Annotated in this window: 26 protein-coding genes; 10 read left to right on the top strand and 16 right to left on the bottom strand. The window is 39.3% G+C overall.

The genetic code is table 11. The features are described 5' to 3' along the window. Positions 1–2 precede the first annotated feature (2 nt). From OSH00_RS04370 to OSH00_RS04380, 3 genes are all read left to right on the top strand, one after another. Positions 3–1,445, top strand: a complete 1,443-nt coding sequence (locus tag OSH00_RS04370; RefSeq protein WP_420909504.1) for a M48 family metalloprotease — start codon at positions 3–5, stop codon at positions 1,443–1,445. Positions 1,446–1,554: 109 nt separating this feature from the next. Beyond that, complete coding sequence (locus tag OSH00_RS04375) at positions 1,555–1,914, top strand: hypothetical protein (protein WP_266129415.1); 360 nt, start codon at positions 1,555–1,557, stop codon at positions 1,912–1,914. Positions 1,915–1,963: 49 nt separating this feature from the next. Next, positions 1,964–2,512 carry a GNAT family N-acetyltransferase gene (locus tag OSH00_RS04380; RefSeq protein WP_266129416.1) on the top strand — a complete coding sequence of 183 codons (549 nt, stop codon included), beginning with the start codon at positions 1,964–1,966 and terminating at the stop codon, positions 2,510–2,512. A 111-nt stretch (positions 2,513–2,623) separates the two neighbouring features. On the opposite strand, the gene OSH00_RS04385 is transcribed toward OSH00_RS04380, so the two are convergent. Both OSH00_RS04385 and rpsU read right to left on the bottom strand, forming a co-directional pair. Further along, positions 2,624–3,070, bottom strand: a complete 447-nt coding sequence (locus OSH00_RS04385) for a GatB/YqeY domain-containing protein (protein ID WP_266129417.1) — start codon at positions 3,068–3,070, stop codon at positions 2,624–2,626. 39 nt (positions 3,071–3,109) lie between these two features. Further along, on the bottom strand, positions 3,110–3,325 hold the full coding sequence (gene rpsU, locus OSH00_RS04390) for a 30S ribosomal protein S21 (protein ID WP_001136722.1): 216 nt from the start codon (positions 3,323–3,325) through the stop codon (positions 3,110–3,112). 145 nt (positions 3,326–3,470) lie between these two features. Here rpsU and tsaD point away from each other — a divergent pair, with 145 nt between their 5' ends. Beyond that, a complete protein-coding gene (tsaD, locus tag OSH00_RS04395) occupies positions 3,471–4,496 on the top strand; it encodes a tRNA (adenosine(37)-N6)-threonylcarbamoyltransferase complex transferase subunit TsaD (RefSeq protein ID WP_266129418.1) in 1,026 nt (341 codons plus the stop codon). Positions 4,497–4,605: 109 nt separating this feature from the next. Here tsaD and OSH00_RS04400 read toward each other — a convergent pair whose 3' ends face one another. The 4 genes from OSH00_RS04400 to OSH00_RS04415 form a co-directional block, all read right to left on the bottom strand. Next, positions 4,606–5,706: a DUF6670 family protein gene (locus tag OSH00_RS04400; protein ID WP_266129419.1), complete on the bottom strand. Its 1,101-nt coding sequence runs from the start codon at positions 5,704–5,706 to the stop codon at positions 4,606–4,608. 320 nt (positions 5,707–6,026) lie between these two features. Next, entirely contained in the window at positions 6,027–6,578 is a 552-nt protein-coding gene (locus OSH00_RS04405) for a hypothetical protein (protein WP_266129420.1), read from the bottom strand. 118 nt (positions 6,579–6,696) lie between these two features. After that, positions 6,697–7,755 carry an asparaginase gene (locus OSH00_RS04410; protein ID WP_196076898.1) on the bottom strand — a complete coding sequence of 353 codons (1,059 nt, stop codon included), beginning with the start codon at positions 7,753–7,755 and terminating at the stop codon, positions 6,697–6,699. Positions 7,756–8,050: 295 nt separating this feature from the next. Next, positions 8,051–9,286: a pyridoxal phosphate-dependent aminotransferase gene (locus OSH00_RS04415; protein ID WP_266129421.1), complete on the bottom strand. Its 1,236-nt coding sequence runs from the start codon at positions 9,284–9,286 to the stop codon at positions 8,051–8,053. Positions 9,287–9,437: 151 nt separating this feature from the next. Between OSH00_RS04415 and msrB the strand changes: the two genes are divergently transcribed. The 4 genes from msrB to OSH00_RS04435 are packed head-to-tail and all read left to right on the top strand — an operon-like array spanning position 9,438 to position 11,910. After that, positions 9,438–9,857, top strand: a complete 420-nt coding sequence (gene msrB / locus OSH00_RS04420) for a peptide-methionine (R)-S-oxide reductase MsrB (RefSeq protein ID WP_196076896.1) — start codon at positions 9,438–9,440, stop codon at positions 9,855–9,857. Beyond that, entirely contained in the window at positions 9,854–10,336 is a 483-nt protein-coding gene (locus OSH00_RS04425; RefSeq protein WP_196076895.1) for a glutathione peroxidase, read from the top strand. Before msrB ends, OSH00_RS04425 begins: the two co-directional genes overlap by 4 nt. A 35-nt stretch (positions 10,337–10,371) precedes the next feature. Beyond that, the gene (locus OSH00_RS04430; protein WP_266129841.1) at positions 10,372–11,241 is read left to right on the top strand and encodes a helix-turn-helix domain-containing protein; all 870 of its coding nucleotides are present in this window, start codon (positions 10,372–10,374) and stop codon (positions 11,239–11,241) included. 48 nt (positions 11,242–11,289) lie between these two features. Further along, positions 11,290–11,910 (top strand): LysE family translocator, encoded by a 621-nt coding sequence (locus tag OSH00_RS04435; protein ID WP_266129422.1) that lies wholly within the window; start codon positions 11,290–11,292, stop codon positions 11,908–11,910. 72 nt (positions 11,911–11,982) lie between these two features. On the opposite strand, the gene OSH00_RS04440 is transcribed toward OSH00_RS04435, so the two are convergent. The 8 genes from OSH00_RS04440 to OSH00_RS04475 all read right to left on the bottom strand — a co-directional run bounded on the left by OSH00_RS04440 (position 11,983) and on the right by OSH00_RS04475 (position 24,024). After that, a complete protein-coding gene (locus OSH00_RS04440; protein WP_266129423.1) occupies positions 11,983–15,141 on the bottom strand; it encodes an efflux RND transporter permease subunit in 3,159 nt (1,052 codons plus the stop codon). A 1-nt stretch (position 15,142) separates the two neighbouring features. Continuing rightward, the gene (locus OSH00_RS04445; protein WP_420909505.1) at positions 15,143–16,318 is read right to left on the bottom strand and encodes an efflux RND transporter periplasmic adaptor subunit; all 1,176 of its coding nucleotides are present in this window, start codon (positions 16,316–16,318) and stop codon (positions 15,143–15,145) included. A 555-nt stretch (positions 16,319–16,873) separates the two neighbouring features. Further along, positions 16,874–18,043, bottom strand: a complete 1,170-nt coding sequence (dapC, locus tag OSH00_RS04450) for a succinyldiaminopimelate transaminase (RefSeq protein ID WP_266129425.1) — start codon at positions 18,041–18,043, stop codon at positions 16,874–16,876. 28 nt (positions 18,044–18,071) lie between these two features. Further along, entirely contained in the window at positions 18,072–20,738 is a 2,667-nt protein-coding gene (gene glnD / locus OSH00_RS04455; protein ID WP_266129426.1) for a [protein-PII] uridylyltransferase, read from the bottom strand. Positions 20,739–20,764: 26 nt separating this feature from the next. Next, positions 20,765–21,973 (bottom strand): formate-dependent phosphoribosylglycinamide formyltransferase, encoded by a 1,209-nt coding sequence (gene purT, locus OSH00_RS04460; RefSeq protein ID WP_266129427.1) that lies wholly within the window; start codon positions 21,971–21,973, stop codon positions 20,765–20,767. A gap of 333 nt (positions 21,974–22,306) precedes the next feature. Beyond that, the gene (locus tag OSH00_RS04465; protein WP_266129428.1) at positions 22,307–22,810 is read right to left on the bottom strand and encodes a metal-dependent hydrolase; all 504 of its coding nucleotides are present in this window, start codon (positions 22,808–22,810) and stop codon (positions 22,307–22,309) included. A gap of 139 nt (positions 22,811–22,949) precedes the next feature. Continuing rightward, a complete protein-coding gene (gene ygaH / locus OSH00_RS04470) occupies positions 22,950–23,285 on the bottom strand; it encodes an L-valine transporter subunit YgaH (protein WP_266129429.1) in 336 nt (111 codons plus the stop codon). Position 23,286: 1 nt separating this feature from the next. After that, positions 23,287–24,024, bottom strand: a complete 738-nt coding sequence (locus OSH00_RS04475) for an AzlC family ABC transporter permease (protein ID WP_196075757.1) — start codon at positions 24,022–24,024, stop codon at positions 23,287–23,289. 103 nt (positions 24,025–24,127) lie between these two features. On the opposite strand from OSH00_RS04475, the gene OSH00_RS04480 reads away from it, so the two are divergent. Continuing rightward, positions 24,128–24,610, top strand: coding sequence for a hypothetical protein (locus tag OSH00_RS04480; RefSeq protein ID WP_266129430.1), 483 nt, complete (start codon positions 24,128–24,130; stop codon positions 24,608–24,610). 73 nt (positions 24,611–24,683) lie between these two features. On the opposite strand, the gene OSH00_RS04485 is transcribed toward OSH00_RS04480, so the two are convergent. Further along, a complete protein-coding gene (locus OSH00_RS04485; protein WP_266129431.1) occupies positions 24,684–25,082 on the bottom strand; it encodes a hypothetical protein in 399 nt (132 codons plus the stop codon). A 162-nt stretch (positions 25,083–25,244) separates the two neighbouring features. After that, a complete protein-coding gene (locus tag OSH00_RS04490) occupies positions 25,245–25,952 on the bottom strand; it encodes a Crp/Fnr family transcriptional regulator (RefSeq protein ID WP_266129432.1) in 708 nt (235 codons plus the stop codon). 330 nt (positions 25,953–26,282) lie between these two features. Here OSH00_RS04490 and OSH00_RS04495 point away from each other — a divergent pair, with 330 nt between their 5' ends. Then, the gene (locus OSH00_RS04495) at positions 26,283–26,825 is read left to right on the top strand and encodes an Mpo1 family 2-hydroxy fatty acid dioxygenase (RefSeq protein WP_266129433.1); all 543 of its coding nucleotides are present in this window, start codon (positions 26,283–26,285) and stop codon (positions 26,823–26,825) included. Positions 26,826–26,960 lie beyond the last annotated feature (135 nt).

The raw sequence follows: 26,960 nt of genomic DNA on the forward strand, positions 1-26,960 counted from the left end.
TATTGAACAAGACCTTACTCAGCTTGTGTTTATGTTTGAGCATTTCAATCAGCTCAGCAGAGACATTTACCCAACACCAAAATGGGGGGCAATTTGATGTTCCTGAAATTGGTGGGGGTGTAGGGTTTATCGATCAACAAAAAGAAAAAACCATTGGCGAAAAAGTATATCGTCAAGTTCAACAGCAGATGCCTGTACTCCATGACCCATGGTTAGAAGACCAGTTTATGATGGTTTTCTCCAGAATTCTAAGCCAGACCCAACTTGGACAACCTGTTGGTTTGGTGCTTATCAAAGATTCACAAATTAATGCTTTTGCTGTTCCGGGTGGTTTATTTGCGCTCAATACCGGAATGGTCACCGCATCAAACAATATCGATGAAGTTGCCAGCGTGATGGGACATGAAATAGCCCATGTTACCCAACGTCATTACAGTCGCTCACAAGAAGCATTTAAAGGGCAGGGATTATTGGCACTCGCAGGTATTATTGTCGGGGCAGCATTGGCTTCCAAGGCAGATGGTGATGTCGGTGGTGCTGTGATGATGGGTACACAAGCAGCACTCATGGACAAGCAATTGAGTTATAGCCGTAACCAAGAACGCGAAGCTGATCGTATCGGTATGCAATTCATGTATGGTGCGGGTTATGATCCCGAAAGTATGGCTGACTTCTTTGAAATCATGCATCGAGCAACCAGTCAGCTCAGTTTTTTACCTGATTTTTGGCTTACCCACCCGTTAACAACAGAGCGGATGAGTGAGGCGAGATTAAGAGCAAATCAATTTCCCAAAGTTACAACACGTAGCTCGCAACAGGAATTTGATATCATCAAATGGTATACCTTGGTGGTTTCTGGACAAGCCAATGATCGTCAGTTAATGGCTTTTGCGCGAAAAAATAATTTTCCCGGTTTGCTGGCATTAAGTGAGTTTTATTTGCTTCAAGGCGATTATGACAATGCTCAAGCTCAGTTGAATTTAGCCAAACAAATCAACCCGGATCATACTTTGGTCAGTTTAATTCAAACCAATATTTATTTGGGGAAAAATAAAATTGATGATGCTTATCAAAGCATTATCTCGAAACAGCGTATTACACCTGAAAACCGTGCATTAAGTTATAAATTGGCTGAAGTGTATTTAAGACAAAATAAGCCGAAAGATGCTGAACAATTGGTTAATCGGTTTGTCAGTAAAAACAATAAAGATATTATTGGTTGGCAACTGTTACAGCAGGCAGCGAATTTAGACAAACAAAATCCGATGCGTACTGTAAATGTTTTAAGAAATAGGGCAGAAGCTCAGTACTGGACCGGCGATGAAGAAAATGCAATTAAATCACTTTTACATGCCAAGCGTCTCGCCAAAGAAAACAATGCAATGAGTGCTCGCATTGATACACGGCTTAAAGTGATGCAAGATGAGAGAAAAATGAAGATTTAATCCTGTTCTCTGCTTTAAACAGAGACATTAAAGAAAATTTACTTTCTATTCTGTCATGAACAGGTTAAGCTTCAAATATTGAGAATGTATAATAAAGTATTTGATTCACATGAAGAAAATTCTAATTGCTTTAAGCATTTTACTATGTACACATAGTTTATCAGCAGCAGTGCCAGAACAATATGTTCGTGAAGTAGAGCGTATTTCTGCCCAGTATAATGCTGATATGAAGCTTTTTTTGCGTAGTTTAGATCCTAAACTGAGTCAATTTAATGAGCAACAAAAAGCGCAATTCTGTTCGATCGTTCAGAAATATGTGAACGATATGTACAAAACAACGGATGAAAGTCGACAGCATTTGCCTTTGTCAGTGCAGTCGATGACTAAACAAAATGTGATTGATAAAGTGATGTCATCCCCAGAAATGCAGCTACTTTATAAGTACAATATTCAATGCGATTTAAAATAGATTCGTGCTTGATCAAATTGTAGTTGGGAAACATGAGTCTATGGAGATAATGCAGTTTAAAATCGAAAATGATCAAATCGTGATGCAAATTATTCAAACCTCTGATGCTCATGATTTATTTTCTGCAATACAAAATACGTTAACTGAACTGAGGAAGTTTCCTGCAAGTCTGGTTTGGGCGCTGGAAGAACCTAATTTGCAGGCGTCGAAAGCTTTTTGTCAATCACGTTTGATTGCATTGTTAAACCAAGAAAACTTTGTATTTATTATTCGTTTAAATGCCTCAAATGATTTTTTAGGGGTGATGGATATTCATGATATTGATTGGCAGCTCAATACCGCATCGATTGGTTTTTGGGGAAATGCAAAATTCAAGCAAAAAGGCTATATGACCCAAGCATTGAGATTATTTATCCATACCTTATTTTTAAAATGGAATTTTGTTGTTTTAAATGCGTATGTCGATGTTGAAAACTTGCCAGCACGAAGGTTGTGTGAAAAGAACGGGTTTTTACTGAAAAATATTGAATATGACTCTGTAAAGAATCCAGTTGATGGCAGTTTCAGAGACATTTGCCATTATCAAATCGAACGTTGAACTGAGCTGATTTGAGAAGTGGTTATTTGGACTATTTAATCTGGGATTATTCCATTGCAAAATAATTTGATTAAATAGACCAAATCAAACAGTTAAGAAAGTAATAGGGGATTAACCAAGTTTTGCTTTAATTTTAGCAGAAACTTGTGCAGGATCGGCACGTCCGGCTATGATCGGACGTAGAGAATTCATCACCTTACCCATATCTTTCATGCTAGTTGCACCTTGCGCTTCAATTGTTTGCGCAATGAGAGAATCAAGCTCGTCCTCTGACATAGCTTCAGGTAGAAATTGAGATAAAACTTCAATTTCGGCTTGTTCTTTACTAGCTAAATCTTCACGGCCTGCGCCTTCAAAGGCTTTGACCGATTCTTTACGTTGTTTGATTTGCTTTTCAATGACCGCAAGAACTTGAGTATCGTCAAGCTCTATGCGCTCATCGACTTCGATTTGCTTGATTGCTGCCTGTAGACTACGAATTACCGTTAACTTATCCATTTCTTTAGCACGCATTGTTGCTTTCAAAACATCAGTTATTTGGTTTTTTAAAGTAGTCATTATATTTTCCAGGTTGAGTCAATCAATCACAAATTAATCTTAGTAAAGGCGAGTTGTACGTACTGATTCACGCGCCAATTTCTTTTGGTAGCGTTTAACAGCAGCAGCTTTTTTACGTTTACGTTCTTGAGTTGGTTTCTCGTAGAATTCACGTTTACGAACGTCTGCTAAAACACCCGCTTTTTCGCATGAACGTTTGAAACGACGAATAGCTACGTCAACTGGTTCGCCTTCTTTCAATTTAACTTGTGGCATGAAGAATCCTCATTAAGTTATGGATAAGATCAGGGTCGAATTACCCTAGATCACAAGTGAAGGTCAGTATTTTACTCATTTACATCTCATATCACAAGTCTATAATAGCTTTGGCAATATTTTGAAATAGGTAAAAGGCAATTTAATGATCGTTCTTGGCTTAGAAACTTCATGTGATGAAACAGGTTTGGCACTTTATGACAGTGAAGTCGGCTTAAGAGGACAAGTGCTATACAGTCAAATTAAATTGCATGCTGAATATGGCGGCGTGGTTCCTGAGTTAGCATCTCGCGACCATGTGAGAAAATTAATTCCTTTGATTAATCAGCTGCTTGAGCAGAGTAATGTGAAAAAGTCCGAGATTGATGCGGTGGCTTATACGCGGGGACCAGGCTTAATGGGGGCGTTGATGACAGGCGCTTTGTTTGGTCGAACCTTGGCTTTTGCATTAAATAAACCTGCGATTGGTGTGCATCATATGGAAGGACATATGCTGGCCCCATTATTATCAGAAAATCCTCCAGAATTTCCATTTGTTGCTTTATTGGTCTCGGGTGGGCATACCCAATTGATGGCTGCGCATGGAATTGGTCAGTATGAAATTTTAGGTGAGTCGATCGATGATGCTGCCGGTGAGGCTTTTGACAAAGTTGCGAAAATGTTGAAATTGCCGTATCCAGGTGGACCAAACATTTCAAAATTAGCTGAACAAGGCAGTAAAGAAGCATTTGAATTTCCACGGCCCATGTTACATCAGGGGCTGGATTTTTCATTCAGTGGCCTAAAAACTGCGGTTTCAGTGCAACTCAAAAAACTTGAAACTGAACATGCAAATACTGAACACCATCATGCGGATATTGCAGCATCGTTCCAAGAGGCTTTGGTGGATACTTTGGTCAAAAAATCCCTAAAAGCACTTAAACACGCGGGTATGAAAAGCTTGGTGATTGCCGGTGGTGTAAGTGCAAATAAGCGCCTAAGAGAGCGGCTAGAAACGGACTTGGCTAAAATTAAAGCAACCGTTTATTATGCTGAGCCTGCTTTATGTACAGATAATGGTGCCATGATCGCATTTGCTGGTTATCAGCGTCTAAAAGCAGGACAACAGGATGGATTAGCTGTGACAACAACACCACGTTGGCCAATGACAGAATTAACACAGCCTGTTTAATTCAATTTTATAATTTGATCGTATTCAAAAAGAGGCAGAAGCCTCTTTTTTGTAACTATCATATAGTTGTGGCAGTCAAGGCAAACTCAAATCTTTGAAATAAATACAATCAATCATTAAAACTATTCTGGTCGACCATATCAACATATTCAATATAACCACGTCCTTCTACGTCAGCCCCTAAATATTGCCCTGCAAAATTGTAGGCACTGGCATAGCCGCGACCATGACCATAACGATAAGGACTGTCAATTTCAGCGGTAATCTCTAATATAAGTTCATCTACATCATTGTGAACTGTCCAACTCAATAAACGTGGTAATCTCATCTTATGGCCGTCTGGGGCAACATAGTCGTCGACATCATGTGCGATCACTTTAAATTCAACGCGTGTATACACTTCAGCAGGACGATCAGTATGTCGTATATGTAAGGTATACGCAGCAGCTTTTCCAAGTACATCAACTTTAGTTAACAGTAATTGTGTTGTACTGTCCAAATTAATGATTTGATAGGTAAAGAATGTTAAAGGAATTTTATTGTGCTCCTTAAGTAATGTCTTTGAAAGATTATATGGACCGACTGCACGTGCATATTCATACGTACACAATCCTTCAGTAAGTGTACATTCACCTTGATATTCTAATTTTCCTTTAAAGCGACTTAGAAGACTAAAATGATCGTAAACCGATGATTTTACGAACCATGATGCATGATCAGAAACATTTAAATCAAATTCAAAATCTAGTCCACAATACTGTCCTTTCAGATGAATATAAGGCAATTGACCAGAAATTGTAACTTCTTCTCCTAACGCGATCAGATTATCTGAATCAGAAATATGCGTTTCTTGTGGAATCATATAGGCTTTGAGTAAATGCTGTTCCAAGGCGGCAGTACTGGAAAAGAGGGTAGCAGATTGTCGAGGATCTCCTTGGGTAATCGCGTCATGATCAAAAGCCAAAACACCTGGCGTACCGATAAAAATCATAATATTTAAGTAGCGATGTGGTTCAGGCAATAATGGAAAGAAAATTCCATAATGGGTCCATGAATAAAATTTATCCTCTACTCGAGGGTGAATGATGTCTGCAGCTGAAAATGGTAAAGTTGAATATTTAACCGCTTGATCAAGCAAGGTTTGTCCCAAAAGCAAACCCTTTCCAGAAAACTTACTCAATAATGAAAATTTAGGGAGTATTTTGTTCATTGTATTTCACTAAAATTCTGTCTTTTTTTATCCTAGGAGGAATAACATAGGCCCAGAATTGGAGTTTAGGACAAGTTCTATGCTTTACAGGACATCACGGATTTATTTTGTCTGACAATTTAAAACGACAACAAAATCAAAAAAGAACAAAGACAATATAAAAAGATGATAAAAACCAAACTAATCAAAACTAACGTTTAACTAGGAACATATAATGTGGAGCTATTGAGTCAAAAAAGCCAAGAACTTGTATTAGAAATACTTGATCTTGGCGAAGTGTATGGAGTGGACAAAGCAACGTATAGCCCGTGTTAAATTACTCAGCAAAGTGAATTAATCTGGATAAGGAATCCATGTCTTTTTTTTATCATCATATTGATATTGAACTTTGTCGGTATAGGTAGAATCAAAAGATGTAAATGAACGCTCTTTTTTGATGCTAAACAGTTTCGAATATTGCTATAGGTTTCATGGGTACCCGGATGATCACCATCAAACTGCGAGCCCATCAAACATAATTTTGGATCATTTAAGGAAAATGTATAGGATGGTTTCTTTTTCACATTGCCTTGGTTATCTTCCCAACCGGTAAATTGATAATTGAGTGGGTAGGCAATACCGGTTTGGGTATCTAATGCAATCATTTCCAGTGAGTCAGAAGTTCCAGTATTCAACAGGATATATTTTTTATCAAAATTAGCCTTCATGTTTTTAAGTGCTGTTTTATATTTCGCCATATTGGCTTTAGCGCAATAATCGCCATTAAAATAGTCGCTATCACACTCGGATACTTTTTTAAAAGGGACATTGGCAGAAGCGCTAGAAAGGCAACAACCTGAAAGTATGAGGAGTGTTATCAGCTGTATTTTCATTATTTGTACCAAAATGATGTTGTGTTTTTTGCTCAATATTTATTTTTAATGACCATCATAAAACATGCCACATATTATCGATACAGTTCAATATGTGGCAAGTATTTATCCTAAAGCATTAATATTCCCAGAACATACGCTGGATTTCTTTAGGATCTTTAGTTTTTGTAAGCGCCAATGCTGCTAAAAGTTTGGCTTTCTGTGGGTTTAAATCATGTGCTACGACCCAACCGTATTTATCATCCGGCTGTTCGGCATTACGTAAAATAAAGCCTTGCGGAACACGTGATGAGCGAATGATCTGTACACCTTGTTGTTGAAGTTGGTTCAATGTTGGCACAATATAATTCGCAACAGAACCATTTCCTGTTCCTGCATGAATAATTGCTTTAGCTCCAGCTTTTGCATAAGCCAGATATGCATCTGGAAGCATATTGCCAGAACCATAGACAATTTGTACAAGAGGCAGGCTATCACCTTGAATATTTTCAATATTGAATTCAGAACTGTTGTTGAAACGTTTAGCTACATTTCTAAACCAATATGGCTTACCTTCAACTAAAGTTCCTAACGCACCCCATTGACTTGCAAATGCATCGGTATGGATATTGATTGCTTTGGTTACATCTCGTGCTGCAAAAATATCATCATTCATCAGCACAAAAACGCCTTTTCCTTTGGCAGTGTCGGAAGCAGCCAATGCTACAGCACTATAAAGGTTCAAAGGACCATCCGCAGAGAGTGCTGAAGGTGGACGCATAGAGCCAACTACGACAATCGGCTTATCCGTATGAACTGTGAGACTGAGAAAATAAGCAGTTTCTTCTAATGTGTCTGTTCCATGTGTAATGACGACACCATTTACATCAGGTTTTTTAACCAATTCATTGACTTTACGTGCGATGGTCAGCAGTTCTTTATCGGTAATGCTTTCAGAAGCGACCTGTAAAGCCTGTACGCCAGTCACATTGGCAAGGTTCTGGATTTGTGGAACAGCATTGAGTAAATCATCAACGGGAACTTTTGCCGCAGTATAGGTTGCACTGTTGGTCGAGCTTGCACCTGCTCCAGCGATTGTTCCACCTGTTGCAACTACAACGACATTATTTTTTGCATAGCTACTAAAGGGCAAAATCATGCCAATTGCAAGCGCAAGTGCAGTAACCGTCTTTTTCATAAGTCTTCCTTTTCAGTCTTTGTTCTGATCATAAGCATTTTTTATGCCAGTTTTAAATCTATATAAATATTGGAGTGTTGCCCATACTTATTTAAAAATGAAACTTTCTAAATAATCATTCAAATTTATAGTTGCATACTCTTAAAACGAGATAAAGTCACCATCAGCATGATTTTTCAGCATTCGATGAGTAGATTGCGCAATATACCGGCATCAGTATGGTTTTAAGACATTTTGATCTATTAAAAAGGCATTCAAAATGAATGCCTTTGGATATGTTTAAGATTGTAGATAATTAACGCATTTTAGCCAGAAAACGGCTTAAACGATTCATAGCCTCACGCAACTCATTTTCAGCAGGCAGGAAAACCACACGGAAATGATCAGGCGTAGGCCAGTTAAAACCTGTACCTTGTACCAGTAAAACTTTTTCAGCTTTCAAGAAATCTAACATGAATTTTTCATCATCTTCGATTGGATAAATTTCTGGATCTAGTTTTGGGAAACAGTACATTGCGCCTTCAGGTTTAACACAAGATACGCCTGGAATGTCATTCAACATTTCCCATGCAATATTACGTTGTTCGTATAAACGACCACCAGGGCGAATCAAGTCATTAATTGACTGATAGCCTCCCAAAGCCGTTTGAATCGCATATTGTGCTTGATGGTTGGCACACAGGCGCATCGACGCAAGCATGTCTAAACCTTCAATATAATCTGCAGCACGTGATTTATCACCTGTAATTGCCATCCAACCTGAACGATAACCTGCAATACGATATGCTTTGGATAAACCATTGAAAGAAATACATAACTGATTTCCAGCAAGTGCAGAGACAGAAACGTGTTCAATACCGTCATAGACGATTTTGTCGTAAATCTCGTCAGCAAATAGAATCAGATCATATTTTTTAGCCAGTGCAACAATTTGTTCCAATACATGGCGAGGATAGACTGAGCCTGTCGGGTTATTCGGGTTAATAACCACAATCCCACGGGTATTGGGGGTGATTTTACTTTCCATATCGGCAATATCTGGATACCAATAGTTTTGATCATCACACTTATAATGGATCGCAGTACCGCCAGAAAGATTTACTGCAGCTGTCCATAATGGGTAATCAGGCATAGGGACCAGCATTTCATCGCCATCATCCAATAAGCCCTGCATTGCCATCACGATCAGTTCGGACACACCGTTACCGATATAGACATCTTTGACATGTAAATCCAGGATACCTTTCTGCTGGTAATACTGACAAATGGCCTTGCGGGCAGGGAAAATACCCTTTGAGTCGGTATAGCCCACAGCATTTGGTAAATTTAAAGCCACATCATTGATAATTTCTTGAGGGGCTTCAAAGCCGAATGGGGCGGGATTCCCAATATTCAGCTTAATAATTTTGTGACCGGCTTCTTCCATCTCATTGGCCGCTCGTAACACTGGTCCACGAATGTCGTAGCAAACATGCTCTAGCTTTGACGATTTTTTGATTTCGCGTGGGGTTGTGTTACCTAAAACGGACATAATCTTATCCAATTATTCTGAGTTAAAAATATAGATTACTGAAATATCACAATCTATGTTGAAATTTAGCTAGAATTTTTCCAAGCTCTAGCGTAAATATGGAAGTACTGAAGCATGACATTGAATGTCAAAGATTTAAAGGAGTTTAATGATGGGAAAACTCAATAAAACAGACCGAGAATGGCAAAGAGAGTTATCACCTGAGGAATTTAGAATTACCCGACAAAAGGGCACTGAAGCTCCTTTTACAGGCAAATACTGGAATACCAAACAGCATGGAACCTATGTTTGTCGATGTTGTGGTACGGAATTATTCAACTCTGACACCAAATACGACAGTGGTTGCGGATGGCCAAGTTTTTTTAAGCCGATTAATAATAGTGTTATAGAAGAACAAGATGATCACTCTCATGGGATGGATCGTGTTGAAATTATATGCCATCATTGCGATGCACATTTGGGACATGTGTTTGAAGATGGACCACAACCGACGGGCTTACGCTATTGCGTAAATTCCGCTTCTTTAGAACTAAAATCACAAGAAAAAGGCGACGAGGAAACGTATCCATGACCAACATTTATCAGTTCGAGGCTGAGTTGTTAGAGGGTGAAAATAAATCTTTTTCAGATTTCGAAGGAAAAGTTTTATTGATTGTCAATACTGCAAGTAAATGTGGTTTCACTCCACAGTTTGCAGGATTAGAAAAACTTTATGAAAAATATAAAGATCAGGGACTTGAAGTTCTAGGTTTTCCTTGCAACCAATTTGGTGGGCAAGATCCGGGTACCAATGAACAAATTGGCAGTTACTGCCAGCGTAACTATGGTGTTTCATTTCCTATGTTCGCAAAAGTGAATGTAAAGGGACCAGAAGCGCATGTGATTTTCCGTTATTTAACCAATAACAGTAAAGGTATTTTGGGGAATGGCATTAAATGGAATTTCACGAAATTCTTGATCAATAAAAAAGGAGAAGTGATCAACCGTTATGCGCCAACAACCAAACCCGAAGATATTGAGCAAGACATCGAAAAAGCCTTGGCTGAATAATCAGGTATGCGTATCACAGTCCGATTGCTCAGATGATGTATTTAAAGAGTACTGTTGAATTTTGGAGTGATCCACGAATGCCCTATGTTGAAACACGTAGGGCATGTCAAAGTCGGGTGTGCTATAAATCCCATAGCCATCCCACATTTTCAATTGGTGCTGTAGACTGTGGTATCAGTCGATTCAGCAGCTATTTTGCTCAGGATGAACAAATACAAACAGGTAGTTTGGTTGTTATTCCCGCAGAAATTGAACATTCCTGCAATCCACTGGAAAATGAGGCATGGAGCTATCAAATGATGCATCTCGATGCATATTGGGTTGCTCAGCTGTTTTCAGAATTGGTCGAAGATATTGAACAGCTTTGTCCTCGGCATATTCCACTATTAAAGCCTCAGATTATTCATCATCCAGAGGCCTATCAGTCCTTCACGCAACTCAATCAGGTACTATTTGATCCATCTACAGCAATTTTCTTAAAACAGCAAAGAATAGTTGAGGTTCTGTCTGAAATTTTGCTTTCACATTTTGAGTTGAATCTTTTAAAACAATCTGAATATTTTCAAAAATATTTGACTAGAGTGATTGCTTATATTGAAACTAGCCAGCATATGCTGTCTTTGGAACAACTTAGCCAAACTGTGGGAATTAGCCGTTATGCGATTATTCGGCTATTTAAGAATAATTTTGGTCTTACACCACATGCTTACCAACTGAATCAAAAAATAAATACTGCCAGAAGCCTTTTAAAGTCAGGTGAAACAATTGTTCAGATTGCGCATGCTTTGGGATTTAACGATCAAAGCCATTTTCATCATGTGTTTAAAGCCCACACAGGCATAACACCGAAACAGTTTCAAGCCCAATTTCCGAGTTCATCATTGCGCAATTTTTTACAAGATTAGATGGTCAGAAAATATTTAAGCTGATTTAAATATTTTTGGAATTGGCTAATGGAATTGTTTTTAGTTGTTGCCGTCACACATTTTATTGCTTTACTTTCTCCTGGACCTGATTTTTTTCTGATTTTAACCACTTTATTCAGAGAAGGACGGCATGCTGCAAGATGTGTATGTTTGGGTATTGTATGCGGAAACATTGTAGTGATCGGATTCGTCTTTGTTTCTTTGTTTATGCTGGGGCAACTCAATCATGGCATTCTGGATGTGGTGAAATGGGGGGGCACGATTTATTTAAGCTATTTATCCTATCGATGTTTTGCATATGCACGGCATGCTGATTTTACTCCTGATACTCAAATGGACAGTGGTGGCCAGAAAGTCTCAGAAAAACTAAAATTACTCTTTTATGGCATTCAGTCCAGTGTTTTAAACCCTAAAAATATTCTGTTTTACGCTACGATCATTTTAGCGATTTATCAACCCTATACGGCTTGGAAACTATGTTTGGTCAGTGTATGGATGGTCTGTATAGTATTGTTTTGGAATCTATGGTTAATTCATCTAATAAGCCACAAAAGGGCGTTAGATTGGTTTCAATCGAAAATAAAAATGATGTATTTGCTCTCTGGTTTATGTTTTGCCGTATTTGCTGTGGTGTTATTGTTTAACTGATTAAAAATGCCGTTCCAGACTTGGTTTGGAACGGCATTTGATGACTGGGATATATTCTTCACACCTCATTTATCAATGTGGCTGTGTAGCGCTCGATGATTCAGCCATTTTGTTACGCTTAAACAGTTTGTTGTGAATATCATCAATAAATGTGTATACCACAGGAATCACCAATAATGACAGGAACGTACTGGTGATCAGACCGCCTATCACAGAAATTGCCATTGGCGCTCTAAAGCTTGGATCAGTTCCAATACCCAACGCAATTGGCAACATTCCTGCACCCATAGCTAAAGTTGTCATAATGATAGGTCGTGCACGTTTATGACAGGCATCTAGGAGTGCATTGATACGCGAATACTGCCGTTCACTGCGTGCGATGATGGCATAATCGACCAATAAGATGGAGTTCTTACTGGCAATACCCATCAACATAATCAAACCGATCAGACTTGGCATGGAAAAACTGCTCTTTGCCAGAAGCAATAATACAAATGCACCGCCCAGTGATAAAGGTAAAGCCACTAAAATTGTAATGGGTTGCAAGAAGTCTTTAAACAATAATACCAATACCACATAGATGCAAAGTACACCTGTTAACATGGCGAGACCAAAGCTCTCAAATAACTGTTGCATCACATCGGCATCGCCAAGGTTGGTACGTTTTACTGAAGGTGGTAAGTTTTTAATGGTCGGTAGTTGTTCCACTGCATTGGCAACATCCCCAAGAGGTTGATCATTCAGTTCGATATTGAAGTTAATGTTGCGTAAGCGATTAAAACGGTCAATTTGCGAAGGGCCACTTTCAATATTAACCTGAGCAATCGTACCGAGCATCACAGGACCTTTACTGCCTGTAATCATCAAGCGCTTAATCAGGTCTTGATCCTGACGTGCTGATAAAGGCAGTTTGATTACGATGGGAATTTGTCGTTGAGAAAGATTTAATTTTGCTAAGTTTTGATCAAAATCACCCGCTGTGGCAATGCGGACAGTTTCAGCAATATTTTGTGTCGTGACGCCTAAATCCGCCGCTTTTGCAAAATCAGGACGTATTACTAATTCTGGGCGAATCAAGGCCGCACTGGAGGTAATACTGCCAATATTGGGAATAGTGCGAATTTCTCGTTCGACTTGACGTGCTGTGCTGATCAAAATATCTGGGTCATCTCCAGAAAGTGCAATCTGATATTGACTGTTATTGCCAGCAATACCCACTTGAATACGTGCGCCAGGAAGTGGGGCTAAACGTTGACGTATATCATTTTCAATTTTTTGCAAACTCACAGAGCGGTTGGAGCGATCAGTGACTTGAATGGTTAATGTCGCTTTTCTGGGTTCACTGGATGCGCCACCAGCAAATGGATCAGTTCCCGAAGATCCTCCGCCAATTGTGGTGTATACACTTTTAATTTCAGGGTGGTCTGTGATTAAATTACGTGCATATTCTGCTGCTCTCAAACTGTCAGGAAACTGGGAACCGGGTGGTAACTCTACACGTACTTGAGTTTGCCCAGTATCTGGAGGCGGTACAAAGCCCGTTGGCAAGAGTGGAATCAACATAAGAGAGCCAACAAAAAATAAAATGGCACTCCCCAAGGTGATCCAACGGTGATTTAAACACCATGTGACCATTCGCATATAGGCCCGCATAACGCGACCATCTTTTGCTCGATCATGTGCCAACTCAAGATCGCCCTGATCATTGAGAGGTTCTATCTTTTTCACTTGTACTTGCGGTTCTTCTATTTTACCAATCCATGGTTTAAGAATATAAGCCGACATCATTGGTGTCAGTAAACGTGCCACAAGAAGTGAAGCAAAGATGGCCAATGAAGCAGTCCAGCCAAATTGAACAAAGAATTTGCCTGCAATACCGCTCATAAATGCTGTCGGTAAAAATACTGCAATCAGGGTAAATGTTGTGGCAATGACGGCTAGACCAATCTCATCTGCAGCTTCCATTGCGGCTTCATAGGGTGTTTTCCCCATCCTGAGATGCCGGATGATATTTTCAATTTCAACAATAGCATCATCAACTAAAATTCCGACAACCAATGACATCGCTAAAAGTGTGACAGTATTTAAGCTGAAACCCAGATAGTACATACCGATCAAAGCGGGTAAGATTGACAAGGGGAGTGCTGTTGCAGCAATGATCGTTGCCCGCCAATCTCTTAAAAACAGCCATACTACTAAAATGGCAAGAATTGCACCTTCATACAATAAAGACATAGAGCCTTTATAGTTATCTACCACAGGATTAACAAAGTTAAATGCTTCGGTAACTTTGATGTCTGGGTGAGCTGCTTTTAACTGATCCAAAGCTGTTTTGACACCCTTTTCAACATCAACTTCACTTGCGCCTTTACTTCGTGTAATTTCGAACCCAATCACTGGATGACCGTTTAATAAAGCCGCAGAACGTCGTTCAGCAATTCCATCACGTACACTAGCAACCTGATCAAGGCGGATATGTCTACCATCACTCAGCGCAATATCCATGTCACCAATTTCAGCAGCAGTTTTAACGGTAGCAATGGTGCGAATAGATTGTTCACTGCCTCCAATTTTCGTTTGACCACCCGAGGCTTCCTGTTGAATCAAACGTAGTTGACGGGTAATGTCTGTCGCAGTGGCATTGAGTGCCAGAAGTTTTTCGGGATCAAGTTCAACTTCAACCTGACGGGTAACTCCACCAACACGAGAAACAGCACCCACACCATTGACTTTTAACATGGCACGGGCAATATCGTAATCAACAAACCAAGACAAAGTTTCTTCATCCATTCGTGGTGACTGAATGGTATAGGTTAAGATTGGTGAACCAGATAAATTGATTTTACTGACAATAGGGTCACGTAAATCCGCAGGTAAATCTGAACGCACTTGTGAAACGGCATTACGGACATCATCGACAGCTTCCTGCAAGGGCTTTTCTAGCTGAAACTCGGCAGTAATGACCACTACACCATCTTGGATGTTGGTGTATTGATTTTTCAGTCCTTGCAAAGTTGCAATTGAATTTTCAATTTTACGTGCCACTTCAGTTTCAAGCTGAGGTGGCGCAGCGCCAGGCAATGCTGCTGTAACAGTGACCATTGGCAATTCTATATCAGGGAACTGTTGTATTTTCATCCAATGGAAACACATCAAACCTGCCAAGCCCAGCATGATAAAAAGTAAAATGCCAGGGATAGGATTTTTAATTGACCAAGCAGAGAAATTCATATTATTTCTCCTGCGGGGCCACGAGTTGTTTGGTTAAGGGTGTATCTGGAATGGTTTGACCCAGTTTGACCAAATCTCCGTCTGCCAAGAATCCGGTTCCTGAAGCTACTATTCGAGTATTGGCTGGTAAATCAAGAATTTCTATTCGATCATTGAAACGTCTTCCAATGGTGACTTTTTGTTGAGTGACACGATTATCTTTATTCACAATAAATACATAAGAGAAGCCATCACGTAATAACACTGCTGTTTGTGGTACAGTTAAAGCTGGTTTTTGACCTAAATCAAATTCACCTTTCACAAACATACCCATACGAATTGCATCCGTCGTTGGAATATCAACGTAAACCAAACCATAACGTGTTTGTGGGTCAATTACAGGTGCAATCATGCGCACCGTACCTGTAACCGCAGAATGTTGCGGGTCAGGAGAGGTAATATGCGCAGTCATGCCTTTCGTCAGTTTGTATAAATCACTTGAGGTGACTTCTGCGCGCCATTCCAAACGATTATCACGAATCAAGCGAAACAGTTCTTGACCCGTCTGCGCCAATGAACCAACCGTCGCTGTACGTGCGGAAATGACACCGTGATCTGGGGAAATCACTTGGGTTTGTTTCAAGCGCAGTTGATTGCTGTCAATTTGTGCCTTGGCAGCATCTAAACGTGCTTGTGCGGTACTTTGTGAGGTCAGGTATTTAGTCGCTTCTTGTTGTGATATTGCACCTGTATTCTTAAGTTGTTGAATACGTTGATTGTTGATTGCTGCATCTGCAAGCACTGCTTTTGCTTCAGCATAATTGGCTTTTGCTGTTGCCAATTCAGCACGAATACTCTCACTATTGATTTCAGCAAGCACCTGACCACGCTGAACAGAGTCCCCGACATTGACATTGACTTTGGTTATACGTTGTCCGGATAGTTCACTACCGATGACAACTTCTTGCCAAGCCGCAATATTTCCATTGGCGGTAAAGTTTTGCTTCCAGTTCTGAAGCTCAGGCACCACAACGGTAACAGTGAGTGAAGGTTTTGTATTTGAAGAGAGTGTTTCAGCATTTTGTGAAGAAGCCTGTTTTTTATTTGAAGATTTCCATGCGAGGAAAATCACCAATAAAACAATAATAATCACTAAAACAATGATCCAGATTTTTGAATTTAAACGTTTTTTTTGCATCGGGTCATGCGATTTCATTTTAGTTTTTTAAATAGGTAAAGATAGTTCAGTATCTCTAAACGATCTAGGTTTGGTCAAGCTGCTGATGGGGTTTATCTGTGATATTTTGCATATTTAAACGTATATTTTTCTTATCTTAAACATTCAACTGTCTGGCTTATTCAGCATTCGATAGGGGCGTTTATGGTTATATTTTGAAGTGTTGAAATTATTTATATGTTTTCAATATAAAAATAATCCATATCATGATGAGTATTTGATAAAAATACAGCAAAATATTTGATCCATCATTTTTTTATCAATAGCATAATAAATTGAATGTTAATTTAAAACTGCAATTGAAATGAGCATTGGAATTTCAGTAATAGTTATTATGGGGGAGTGCGGCATGATTTAGGCTGAGTACCTTTAAATATCTTGTCTAAACCTTATATTTTTCATCCTAAAATGGCTATCGCTACTGGCACTGCCATCAATCATGTTCAACCACAAAGTTTTGATTTATCCCCCTTCGAAAAAAAATGCCCCATCATAGGGGCAGTTTTTCATTGTGATCTACAAAATTGCTTTTAAGCGTTGGATCACTTGTTCACATTGTGCAATATCTGCAACCAATGCCATACGAACATGACCTTCACCTGGGTTGCCTTGAGCAGTATCGCGAGAAAGATAACGACCGGGCAAAACCTTGATATTGGCTTTTTCCATGAGCATCTTGGCAAAATTTTCATCGTGGTCTACTTTTAACCAATAATAGAAACCTGCATCTGGTTTTTGTAAAGGTAAAAGATGACCTAATTCACTTTGGAACAATTCAAATTTTGCCCGATATAACTGGCGATTTTCTTCAACATGTGATTCGTCATTCCAAGCGACTACCGAAGCCAACTGATGTTGAACAGGCATTGCAGCACCATGATAAGTGCGGAATTTTAAATAAGGCTTCAGCAAGGCTGCATCTCCAGCAACGAAGCCTGAACGCATGCCTGGTAAGTTAGAGCGTTTTGAGAGAGAGTGGAATACAATACAGTTCTTATAATCATCACGACCTAACTCAGCACAGACTTCCAACAGACCAGTAGGTGCTTCATCAAACCACAACTCGGAATAACATTCATCAGAAGCGATCACGAAACCATACTGATCAGAAAGCGCAATCAGCTTTTTGAATTGTTCTTTTGGAAGGACTGCGCCAGTAGGATTGCCGGGGGTGCAAACAAACAATAGAGCGGTTCTTTCCCAAACTTCAGCTGGGACCGCATCAAAATCCCCCAGATAGCCATTTTCCTCGGTACAGTTGATAAAGTAGGGCTGAGCACCTGCCAGAAGTGTTGCGCCTTCATAAATTTGATAAAACGGATTAGGCATCACTACATAAGGTGCATCATCACGATTAATCAATGCCTGCACAAATGAAAAAATCCCTTCGCGCGTACCCGTCACAGGAATGACATGTTCTTCAGCACTGATACTGTTGAGATGAAAACGACGACTCAGCCATTGTGCAATACTTTCACGCAGTTCAACTAAACCTTTACTATTCGGGTAGGTAGAAAGATGCTGAAAATTATCAATAATCGCTTGCTTGACAAACTCAGGCGCAGGATGCTTCGGTTCTCCAATAGAAAGTGGGATCAAAGGTAAATCTGCAGGTTTTACATCCTGAAAAAGTTGGGTTAACTTTTCAAAGGGATATGGATGTAATAAAGACAAACTAGCGTTCATGAAACAATTACCACAATAGAATTAAAGATTAATGTTGCCCACAGATTTGATTCGATGCCTCATCTAAAGCCGCTTTTAATTTTGCGGTAAAGACTTCAGCTTCTTCTTCTGTAAGTGGAGTGCCATCTTTTTTAGTGACGAAGAAAATATCTTCTGCCTTTTCGCCAAGTGTGGCAATTCGAGCAGAATGAATATCCAAACCCTGCATCATAAATAAGCCGCCAACACGTGCAAGTAAACCAGGTTGGTCGAGGGTTGAAATTTCAACCATATTTTGTTGTAGCGCTTCATTGAGTGTTACATCGACAGTATTTTCAATATCAAAATGACGAAGCTGACGTGGAATGCGGCGTTGCATCAAACCAGGATATTTATCTGATTCAGATAAGGCTTTAATTAAAGCCTGTTTTACTGTGTTCTCACGCTCGGGATCAGTTAAAAGCGTGCCAAAGCGATCTAGAACGACATAAGTATCCAAACTAAATGCTTTGGTTGCAGTAATAATCCGGGCATCTTGGACGTCAAGATTCATGCGGTCTAAAATGGCCACAGTGGTTGCAAATAAGTTAGGTTGATCTTGAGTATAAATAAAGATCTGAACCGCGTCCTGTGCTGCTTTACGGTGCGCACGCATGAGCACGAGAGGAGCAGGGTTGTCGCCGTGCTGCAAAATGGCACGCGTATGCCACGCAATTTCATCAGCAGATTCTTTAAGAAAGTACTCGTCTCCCAACTCCTGCCAAACCTTTTCCACTTGGTCGAGCGGGAATTCATCCACCAGTACTTCACTTGCTGAAAATTTAGTATCCTCTATCAGCATTTGGTAGTCCACTGGACGACCTAAACCAGAACGAATCACATCACGTGCATGTGTATACAGTTGACGCATCAAAGAAGAACGCCAGGTATTCCAGAGTTTTGGATTGGTTGCATTGATATCAGCGACAGTCAGCGTGTATAGATAATCTAAATGCTCCATATCTCCCAGTTTTTCAGCAAACTCTTTGACTACATCAGGGTCAGAAATATCTTTTTTCTGGGCAGTCATCGACATTAATAAATGATTTTGGATCAGCCAAGCCACCAAGTTACATTCACGCTCTGTAAATCCGTGGGCTAAACAGAACTCAATGGCATCTTCAGCACCCAATTCACTATGGTCACCGCCACGGCCTTTGGCAATATCATGGAATATTGCAGCAAGAAAAACGATATCACGACGTACTAAACGCTGAAATACTGAACTCACAACAGGATAATCTTTGGCAAATTCAGGTTCTTTAAAACGATTTAAATTGCGAATCAACAATAAAGTATGCGCATCGACAGTATAGATATGAAACAAATCATATTGCATCAATCCCATAATCTGACCAAAGGCAGGGATATAATTGCCTAGTACGCCATAACGTTTCATCGCCACCATGGTTTCGTATAAACGATAAGGAGAACGAATAATCGCCATAAATAAGGCTTGATGGTTCGGATTATCTCGAAAAGCCTGATCTATGCGTTTTGCTGCCAAAGTCAACAGACGTAAAGTACGTGCACGAATCCCTTCAATCTCAGGACGATTCGCCAAGATATAAAAAATTTCTAGAATTGCGCTTGGGTTTTCGGAGAATGTTTTATGTTGCTGAACAGCAAGTTTGCCATCCACCAGTTTAAAATGTTCGTTAATATTTTCAATTTTACGCTCATAGTCTGGTAAGCGTGGCGTAATCACTGACTCATTGAAATATGCCAATAACATTTCATTTAAGGTCGAAACCTGTTGAGCCGTCCGATAGTAACGTTTCATAAACTGTTCTATCGGATAATTTGGATGATGGTCATCCTCACGTGTATAGCCAAATTTAGCTGCAATATCACGTTGATAGTCAAACAACAAACGGTTTTCATCGCGTTTGGTCAAACGATGTAAATGATGGCGAATTTCCCAAAGGAAATTTTCTGCTTCTTCAAGTACACCCAGTTCAAATTCAGAAATAAAACCCAAATGTACCAAATCATAGATACGATTTACGCGAAAATGGCGCTTTGCAATCCAGCCAATTTGATTGATGTCACGAATACCCCCTGGGGCATTTTTAATATCAGGTTCTAGGTTGCTTTCTGTGTTGTTGTGTTGTGCATATCGGTGTGCTTGTTCAGCCATTTTCGCATCAAAGAATGTTTTGTCCGTCCATGTCTGAGAAACAACGCGACGAGGCCATCTTGCCAGATGCTGATTGCCAATAATTAAACGTGCTTCGATCAGGGAAGTGGCAACCGTCAGATCTGTGGTGGCCTGCTCAAAACAACTACGAATTGTACGTACACTGATACCAGGTTTGAAATTACCGACATCCCATAAAGTTGAAATGAATTGAGTCACTGTTTGTTCTTGTTCAGGGGAAAGATCTTCCTCTGATAAAATCATGATGTCTACATCAGAATAGGGCAGCATTTCTCGTCGCCCATAGCCTCCAACTGCGAATAATCCCAAATCTGTCTGATCTAAACCCGCATGCTTCCATAAAAACATCAGGGCTTCATCTACCACATTCGAGCGAGCACGGAGAATCTCACGAATAGTTCGACCATGATCATAAGCCTCGTTTAACTGTTGTTCGACATCACTGCGCCATTGATTGATTGCTTTGATGTCGTTGCTGTCACTAACATATTCCAACAGAGGAGAGGTGTTGATCATGGATATTTTGTCCGCAAATTTATAGGCTATTTGTTTAAATGAACAGTCACTTTTGACGCAGCATCATGTGCAAGTTCACGTGCTTGATCTGTCGTTTCGGCACGGGCGGTTGCCACACCCATACGACGACGCTTAAATCCTTCAGGTTTACCAAAAAGACGTAAATCTGTAGCAGGATTTTGCAAAGCAAGATTTAAGCCAGAGAATGAAAGGTTACTTGCATCTTTACCCGCATAGATGACCGCACTTGCTGCGACGCTATGACGTTCAGTATTCACGGGTAATCCTAAAATAGCACGGGCATGCAATTCAAATTCACTTTGGAATTGAGATGCAAGTGTAACTAAACCTGTATCATGCGGGCGGGGTGACACCTCACTAAACCATACTTTATCGCCTTTTACAAACAGTTCTACTCCAAAAATACCACAGCCACCTAATGCAACAGTAACTTTATTGGCAATCCGTTTTGCTTCATTCAAAGCTGCTTCGCTCATGGCTTGCGGCTGCCAACTTTCAACATAGTCGCCTGCCTCTTGGCGATGTCCGATCGGGTCACAATACGAGGTTTCAATTTCACCAGTTTCAGAATTTTTTGCACGTACTGTAAGTAGAGTAATTTCAAAATCAAAGTCAATTTGAGATTCGACAATCACTGTTCCTTGATTTACACGACCTCCAGTTTGTGCATATTCCCAAGCAGCATCGACTTCAGCATATTCTTTTACCCGTGATTGCCCTTTACCAGAAGATGACATGACAGGTTTTACAAAGTTCGGATAACCAATATCATCACATGCAGAACGGAAACTTTCCAAAGTATTTGCAAAACGGTAAGCAGAAGTTGGTAAGCCTAATTCTTCAGCAGCCAAACGTCTGATTCCTTCACGGTTCATGGTTAAATTTACTGCTTGAGCAGAAGGAATGACAGTGGCGATATTTTGCTGTTCAATTTCAATCAAGACTTGTGTGGCTATCGCTTCAATTTCAGGAACAATCAGATGAGGTTTGACTTTTTCGATTAAAGCTTTAAGTTCATTCGCATCGGCCATATTCAAGGCATAAGAGAAATGCGCAACTTGCATGGCAGGTGCGTTTTCGTAACGGTCTGCCGCATGGACTTCCACACCAAGTCGTTGTAATGAAATCACCACTTCTTTACCCAGTTCACCTGAACCTAACAATAGAACTTTAAACGCAGATGATTGAAGTGGGGTACCAATAGTCACGCTCATGTGATTCTTCCATGTTTGTCTTATGGACTGTTAGCATAGCAGAAGTCAGTCATCTGTTCAGGATTGATTCACATAAAATAATGATATTGTCTAACAGATTTTTTTATATTAACTCAGACAACAGTTTTTTGAGGAGTTCCAATATCTTGAATGAAAAATTAATAGGCTAAAATTAGCGCCATTATGCTGGGTTCGATAAAATTCTTGATGAAATGTGATACTCAGAAATGTCACCCTCAACTGTCTGAGACAACTTGATCTAAAAATGGATGAGAATTGAGCTGTGCTTGAATAATATTTTTTCAAGCAGCTAAATTTAGGGTGACATTAAACTCACTTTTTTAATTTTTTATGAAAATAAAGCACCAATGCAATCATACAGATCAGAATTTCAACAAAAAAAGACCAATGTAAAATAAAGTTGAGCCACCAAGGCTGATAACGAGCGCTAACATTAAAGAAAACATAAGGTTGATCAATAAACGGTGCAAACAACCACACATCGCCTACAAAGCAATCCAAGAAAATATGCAGCAGTGCCGCAACTGAAAAAAGGCTGAGTATCCATGCCATTTTGGAGTTGTATTTTGATTTCACCAAATACAGGAGTGCAATCAGAAAGATGGGAATCCAAAATGAAAACCAGTGTAAAAAATATTTGTGATGATGCACGGATCGATGGTCAATCAGATAAAAGTAAAAAAGATCTATATCTGGAAAGACAGCGCCAAGCATGATGATGCCAAAGAATGCTTTGCGGCTGATTTTAGTGCGCTTGATCTTTTGATGAAGAAATTGGGCAAGTATATAACCTGAAGGTAAGTGTGCGATAAACATGTTGAATTTTTATGGTCTGGTTAAAATCAAGAATACACAAATTGGCTGACGCAAAAATGGTGATTGCAAAAAATATTGATTGGCTCAATCAATATTTAGTTTGCGCTTATTTTAATAAGCCAATCACTTTATCGCTAAATTAAGTATAGGTATAGACCAGACCGTAGGCAAGCGCCGCAACTAGAGTCGCCATAACGATTCGTTTGAATCTAAAGTACAACCCGGTCAGTACGATGAATCCTACCAGCATTGCAGAACTTTTGTTGGGCGTTTCAATTAATGGGGGAAGGGTTGCAACAATCAACATCGAGCTGATTGCCGCAATACCAATACTGCCCAACGCGATTTTTAGCCAAGTTGAACCACGTGATTGTTGATGTTGTTGACTTTTTTGCAGTAGATAAAAAGGACCAAAGCGAGAGGCAAAGTTTGCAATACCCACCAAGATTCCGACCAGAATAATTTGTAAGTCCATGTTAGATACTCACTTCATCTTTTTGTTTTAAAATATAATATTTAAATAGTCCAGCCAGAATACCAGAGGCGATACCGATAAAAATTGCTGCTGACATATTGATAAAATAACAAGCTAATGCAGAGACCACCAGAGAGACGACGACCACAAAAGTATGTTTTCTTTCAAAAGCTGCTAACAAAAAGCTTAAGAATAATGCAGGCAGTAAGAAATCTAATGCGGCTTGCAGGAATTGTGGCAGGTGAGTGACTTGATCAGCAAATAATCCACCTAAAAATGATCCCAGTGCCCATGACATCCAACTAAATAGGCTGAGTCCAAGCATCCAAGATTCTGACCATTCTTGGCGCCGTTGCGACAGTTTAATCATACCTGCTGCAAAAACTTCGTCGGTTAAGCCCCAAGCCCAAACAGCAGTCTTTTTTAAATTTAAACGGTCTTGGATAAGATTCTGTAAGGCTGGACCATAAAGGACATGGCGAATATCTAATGCAATTACGGTCAGCGCAGTCATCCAGATTGATGTACCACTGCCCAATAACGCTACAACCAGAAACTGACTCGCGCCTGCATACATCGAACAAGACAAGAACAGGGCTTCCCATGCACTAAACCCGAATTGGGTTGCCGATACACCAAAGGCAAAAGAGACGGGAAGATATGTAAAAATAATGGCTTGGCTATCTTTTGCGCCTTGCCAGAAGCCAGCTGTTTGGACTGGAGGATTGTGCTCAGACACAGGACACCTAAAAACCAGAGTAAAACAAAAGGTAAAATCAAGATTGAGTATTCTACCTGAATTTACTAGCATAGGAGTGAAATGTTTATTTAGGCGTGACTTTATGTTCGCAAATCAGTCGAAATTATTATTCAGTATGACCTTGATTTTGGGTATTTTAGGTTTACAAGCATGTGGTAATTCGTCTTCTGAACCTCAACAAAAGGTCGAAATTAAAGCAGCGCCAAAACTCACCAATGATGCAACCACATACGCTCATGCAGCTTGGACCTTAATTAATCAAGTCGAACCGTATGTTTATCGAAAACAATTAAATTTAATCGAAGACAATGTGCGAAAACCAATTCGTAAGCTGAGTACTGATTGGCGGATCAATGTAAAAATGACTGATTCCGTGACTGAAGGAAAATATGCTTTATGTCGTAAAGCGATGACCAGTTTAGACAATTGGGCAAGATCTACACTTGAAAAAGATGGTGAAATGCAAAAAAATCAAATGCAATATGAGCGAGATAAAGCACAATGTAAAGATGCAATTGATAATCCAAGCTTAGGAAATACCAAGGCAAATAATAATATTTTCTAATTTGTTATAAAAAATGGCGCAGATAAAGCGCCATTTTTTATTGATTAATTGAACTGTTTAGAGTGAATTAAGGCTATGGCTTTAAAGGGTTTGTTGAAGTCGCTTTTACAGCTTTGTCTTTAGTCGATGCGGCTTTTGCAGCAGTGTCATTTTTGGCTTTTGTCGCTGCATCAGCTTTTACTTTGGTTGCCGTCTCAGCCTTTGCCTTCGTTGCAGCAGTTTCAGTTTTTGCAGCAGCTTTCACATCTTTAGATTTTACTTCAACTGCTTTGCTGCTATCTGCTTTTACTTTGGTTGCAGCAGTTGATGTTTTAGACGCAGCTTGAGCTGCAGGGGTGGCAGCTACACATTTTCCGCCTTTATGATTCGGACCACTCCCACCGACCAATGTTGTGCCTTTAGGACATGCAAAAGCTGAAGCACTAAGCACTGTGAACAGTCCCGCCGTAAGAAGAGTTGTGATTTTTTTCATTTATATCAACTTTTATTGAGATGGCATTAGTGCCTCAATAAAATATAAATCTATTTTTTGTTCAGTAGAATAAATAAATTGTATATTTTATTTATAAAATGATTATATATTCCAAATATTTAAGGTTGATTTAATCTTGTATGAGAATACGGATATCTTATTTTAACGTGAAGATTCATTAACTGAATGAGCAATAGTATGTAACTGTTTGATATTTAAAATTTCTATCTTTTTAAAAGCAATTTTTAAAATTCCCTGTTGCTCAAGTGAATGTAATTCTTGATTGATGGTTTGTCTTGAGCACTTCAGCATCAGTGCTAATTGGTCTTGAGACAGATGAATGGTGTTCTTTTCAATCTGTGCATGATTACCATAACCATTTAAAATAAACATTAAACGTTGAGCCAAGCGCTGTTGAATATGTTGGGTCTGAATAGAAATCAACTCTAAAAAAGCAAAACGTAGTTTTTGACTGGTTAATTGTGCGATATGAAACCAACATTGTGGTTGCTCATCTAAAAAGCTCTGAATAACCAAACTTGGGATATGCAATGTTACGCATTTTTCTACAGCGATCGCATCATGTGAACGTGGCTGTTGGTCTACTAATGATATTTCTCCAAACCACATGATTGGTTCTGCGATTGCAGCGACAGATTCATTGCCTTCTATATCAATATATCCTAAACGTACCCGGCCATCTAAAACGGCATAAATACCATTGAACAGATCTCCAGATCTGAAAATAGCCTGATCTCGTTCAAATGTTCGACAATCTGAATGTTGTTGAATAAATTGCTGGAATATTGCAGGTAATTGAGCATACCAGATGTTTTTATTTAATAATTCAAGGTCTGTAGAGTTCAGCACAAAAGTTCCTTTTTTATTCCACTGAGCGTTCGTCTGATATTTCCGTTGTATCACATCATATTGGATCAGTCATCGCAGTTCTCAAAAAATGAGTTAAGTTCCATAAAATGCATTGAATAGACCCTTTTAGGGCGAAATAGGCGATTTGCGTATATTCAGTATCATAAAAATCGCAATAAATTTGATTTCTTCTATATTAATATATTGAATTGGGAAACTCATATATTGTTCCACCATCATACTAAAAAATATTCATTTGTCAGCTAGCCGACAACTTTTATCTTGCTGATTTTATATATTGAATCCTATAGATAAACAAGGATGCAGAAAATGACCAGATTAGAACAGTTGCTTAGCCAATATGCGGCTTATCATTTAGATCACAAAAATGTGCTTACTCATTTTATTGGCATTCCACTGATTGTTTTCTCAATCATGTGTTTAACTGCACGAGCAGGAGTGATGTTTTCTGATTTTGAAATCACATTAGCTTTAGTCCTATTGGTTCTGAGTGTGATTTACTATTTAAGACTAGATAAATCTTTAGGCTTTTTAATGTTGTTGATTTATGCAATCGCCTATCCATTTGCTTATAAGATTGCCCAATTAAATATGGGTATGTGGCTTGCGATGAGTATTGGAAGTTTTGTGGTGGGATGGGTGTTCCAGTTTATTGGACATTTTTATGAAAAGAAAAAACCAGCTTTTGTGGATGATATTGTGGGGCTAGCGATTGGTCCATTGTTTGTCCTTGCAGAATTTGTCTTTTTACTCGGTTTCCGTAAAGACTTGCAAAGTAAAATGTTGGCAGAAGCTAGAAAACAACGAAGTGCAATGGATCAAAAATCGTTACAAACACTTCACGCAAAATAAAATCAGCTTGCGAGTTAAATCAACCCTCTTTGAGTGAGTGATTCACTGAAAGAGGGGAGTAGATAAATTTTTATACAAGATAATCTTTGATTAAGATCACCAAACCAAAAAAAAGTATTGCGCAGCCAATATAGA

The organism is Acinetobacter nematophilus, from assembly GCF_026344175.1.
GTDB lineage: Bacteria > Pseudomonadota > Gammaproteobacteria > Pseudomonadales > Moraxellaceae > Acinetobacter > Acinetobacter nematophilus.